Raw genomic sequence first — 3,552 nt, forward strand, 5'->3', positions numbered from 1 at the left:
GAGAGTTACGTGATTTTTATGTAGTTAGATACATAAATTTGAACAATATGTATGGGCAAATGATTAATGCCTCACCCGATTACTTCCAATACTTAAAAAATCAGTTTAATGCGGATAGCATAAACACATTAAAATCGAAAACTGCCGGATGGATGCGAAGTTTTAAAAATATTTATCCAAAAGCCGTTTTTCCAAAAGTATATGTGGTTCCGGGTATTTTAAACTCTGGTGGAACAGCCACCGAAATGGGTATGTTTGTAGGAGGTGATATGTACGGCAAATCTGACGCAATGCCCACGACTGGCTTAACCAATTGGCAAAAGGAAGCTATCATGAAGATTTCAGACCTTCCCGGACTTACAATACATGAATTAATGCACTTTCAACAAAATTATCAGGATACTGAAAATAGTGAAACAGTGCTTGCCCAGGTTATTAGTGAAGGTGTATGTGATTTTCTGGTGGAATTATGTTCGGGGGTAGAATTAAAGAATTCCAATCTTATATATCTTGGTGATAAAGAAAATGAGCAGAGAATAATGAATGAGCTTAAAAATGATTTATTTTCTGATGACAATTCCAAATGGTTGTATAATGGAGGTGCAATTAACGACAGGCCTCATGATCTGGGATATACGGTGGGATACCTGATTTCTAAATCATATTACCAACTTGCTGCAGATAAAGAGAAGGCCGTATTTGAACTTTTAAATACAAATGACTTTTTATCTATTCTTAAGGAAAGTGATTATGCTTTTCTCCTGGAAAGGGACCTTTAATTTATTAGTTCTTATCTTAATAAAAAAATACTCAAAGTGCCGTGCTCCTTTTAATCAGTACCCGAAAAAAAGTTGAAAGAAGAAAGTAAATTTAAAAACCGTTTCAACTAAAGGTGTCTTAATAGAGTAACTATTTAAAAAGGTATTGTTAATAAATTTATTAAAATGATTAGATTTTTACTTCAGATCTGCATACTGCTCATAGTTTTACCTGTTTACTGCCAGGCACCAATTTTTACAGCACAAGACACACTTAGAGGAAGCATTACTGATGAAAGAGCGTGGTGGGATTTAAGTTATTACAACCTGGACATTGAGGTTAATCCGGAGGAAAGGTATATTTCGGGACGCAATACCATCAGATACAAAGTATTAAGTGAAAATCAGGTTATTCAAATAGACTTGCAATCCCCGCTGACTATAACTAAAATTACTCAGGACGGTTATGATCTCGTTTTTAATTCCATAGGAAATGCACATTGGGTTACTCTTTTAAAGCCACAAAAAATTGGCGAATACAATGAACTAATCGTAAACTATTTGGGGCGTCCTAAAGAAGCTGATAATGCTCCATGGGATGGAGGGTTCTCCTGGAGTACAGATCAAAATGGCAATCCATTTGTTGCAACTTCCTGTCAGGGTCTTGGAGCCAGTGTCTGGTGGCCCAACAAGGACCATATGTATGATGAAGTGGATAGTATGGCTATAAACGTCACTGTGCCAAAAAATCTTATGGATGTTTCCAATGGTCGTTTAAGAGAAATTGAAGAAGGCCCGAATTCTAAAACTTACCATTGGTTTGTGGCTAATCCTATCAATAATTACGGTGTAAACGTAAACATAGGAGATTATGTTTATTTCGGAGAAATCTTTGAAGGAGAAAATGGACCCTTGAGCATGGACTATTACGTCTTAAGAGATAATCTCGATTTGGCCGAAAAACAATTCAAGCAAGCTGGTTTGATGATGGAAGCCTTTGAACATTGGTTTGGCCCCTACCCTTTTTATGAAGATGGATTTAAATTAGTTGAAGTACCTTATTTAGGAATGGAACATCAGAGTTCAGTAACTTATGGCAATAAATACCAAAATGGATATCTGGGTACGGACCTTTCGGGGAGTGGTTGGGGACTAAAATTCGATTTTATAATTATTCATGAATCTGGTCATGAATGGTTCGCCAATAATATTACCTATAAAGATATTGCGGATATGTGGATTCATGAAAGTTTTACAGCCTATTCCGAAAACCTTTATTTGGATTATTATTTTGGCCCTGAAGCTTCTGCAGAATATGTTATTGGGACCCGAAGCAGAATTAGAAACGACCGCCCTATTATTGGTATATATGGCGTTAATTATAAGGGATCCGGGGACATGTATTATAAAGGCGCAAATATGCTGCATACACTTAGACAACTCCTGGAAGATGATGAAAAATGGCGGCAAATTCTGCGTGGATTAAATAAAGAATTTTATCATCAGACAGTTACCACCAACCAAATAGAAAACTATCTATCTGAACAAACAAAAATAGATCTCACTGCATTTTTCAATCAATATCTACGTACAACGCAAATACCTGTTTTGGAATTTAGTCTGCAGAACAACGCCATAAAATACAGGTATACAAATATTGTCAGGGATTTTGACATGCCAGTTCGTATTAAGGTCAATGATCATGAGCAATGGCTTTTTCCCAAGGCTGAATGGCAAACAGAAAATTTGAATAATAAGGGCTCAAATGAAGTTCTGGTAGATGAGAACTTTTATATTCTGGTAAAAAACCTATCTGACTAAATCCATTGAGATCCAGTTTAAAATAAATCGGAGTTAAGAATACGCTGTTAATAGTACTTAACTCCGACTTGATTGATGTTCTCAGAACTAATTAATTGGCGGTAAATCTAACGTTTAATGCAACGGCAATACCAGATCTTTTCTCCTCCTCGTCTTTAGGTATATAAACAAAATAGGCCTCTTCAGCTTTAACATCAAATTCTGAACTGAGCCGAATTGCTACCATACCGCTCGATTGTCCTGAATCGGGTTTAGGCATACTTCCCTTTCCCAATAATTTACCATCCGGGGCATTTAAACGCATTTCAAAATCCAGACCGGACTTAGGTAGCTCTTGTCCACCAATGGCTATATAAACGGTCTTTACCCCCTTTAAGTCGATGTTTTCAAGTGCAAACCAAGCTTGTTTTGAGGGAATCACAAGTAAATCCATTCCACCATACGATACAGGCGTAAATCCTTCTGTTTTGGTTTTACCTGAAAAAGGAACAGTACTACCCATTAAATAAACCCTTTCTAAACCAGTTAGTGGTTTGGCTTCTCCTTTTCCGGCATCAGTATAACTGGCTGTAAGCACAAATACGTTAGCCCCCGGGGTTGGTTCAGGTACGATTGTACCTTTAGCAGGAAGTGATTTTTTCACAGTACTTTCTTCCATCAACGATTTAATATACGCAACAATTTGCCCGGATTCTGCATTAGTAATGTTTGGATGTGCCGGCATGGTCACTTCGCCCCAGACACCATTACCACCAGATTTAATTTTACCCATCAAATAACTAACCATATTGTTGTCATCTATGTATTTTTCTGCAATTTGTTTATACGTTGGCCCAATAGAAGTCTCATTCACTTTATGACAGGTCTTACAATCCATTGATAAAGTTAGGGCTTTACCAGTGACCGCAGCTGAAACTTCCTCATGACCCATTGAAAGGTTTACCTCATCCATCCCTTCCATGTAATCTACTGA

General features: G+C 37.1%; 3 protein-coding genes. 2 read left to right on the top strand and 1 reads right to left on the bottom strand.

Features of this window, described 5'->3' with window-relative positions; all coding sequences use genetic code 11:
• Positions 1 to 779: DUF2268 domain-containing putative Zn-dependent protease (locus WBN20_RS15815; protein ID WP_424282376.1), on the top strand; the 779-nt coding region annotated here is incomplete at its 5' end.
• Positions 780 to 944: 165 nt separating this feature from the next.
• Positions 945 to 2,579 carry a M1 family metallopeptidase gene (locus WBN20_RS15820; protein ID WP_424282377.1) on the top strand — a complete coding sequence of 545 codons (1,635 nt, stop codon included), beginning with the start codon at positions 945 to 947 and terminating at the stop codon, positions 2,577 to 2,579.
• Positions 2,580 to 2,670: 91 nt separating this feature from the next.
• Here WBN20_RS15820 and WBN20_RS15825 read toward each other — a convergent pair.
• A partial coding sequence (locus WBN20_RS15825; RefSeq protein ID WP_424282378.1) for a c-type cytochrome occupies positions 2,671 to 3,552 on the bottom strand: 882 nt, incomplete at its 5' end.

The organism is Eudoraea sp. (assembly GCF_049665975.1).
Lineage (GTDB): Bacteria > Bacteroidota > Bacteroidia > Flavobacteriales > Flavobacteriaceae > Eudoraea.